Below are 445 nucleotides of genomic sequence, written 5' to 3' on the forward strand. Positions count from 1 at the left end.
CCCACGGTGCGCGTAAGGGTTTGGCGGATACCGCGTTGAAAACGGCAAACTCCGGTTACTTGACCCGTCGTTTGGTAGACGTAACCCAAGATTTGGTGGTTGTTGAAGACGATTGCGGTACTTCAGACGGCTTTGTGATGAAGGCAGTGGTACAAGGCGGTGACGTAATTGAAGCTTTGCGTGAGCGTATTTTGGGCCGCGTTACTGCTTCTGATGTTGTCGATCCTTCGACTGGCGAGACTTTGGTGGAAGCCGGTACATTGTTGACCGAGAAACTGGTAGATATGATCGACCAATCCGGTGTCGATGAAGTCAAAATCCGTACTCCGATTACTTGTAAAACCCGTCATGGCCTGTGTGCACACTGCTATGGTCGCGACTTGGCACGCGGTAAACTGGTTAATGCCGGTGAGGCAGTTGGTGTGATTGCTGCACAATCCATTGG

Annotated in this window: 1 pseudogene; it reads left to right on the forward strand. The window is 51.5% G+C overall.

Going from position 1 to position 445, the window contains the following annotated elements:
* Positions 1-445: pseudogene (locus ACTHUG_RS11485) on the forward strand (DNA-directed RNA polymerase subunit beta'); the annotation flags it as partial.

Origin of the sequence: Neisseria sp. P0022.S009, assembly GCF_051956675.1 — a bacterium.
Lineage (GTDB): Bacteria > Pseudomonadota > Gammaproteobacteria > Burkholderiales > Neisseriaceae > Neisseria.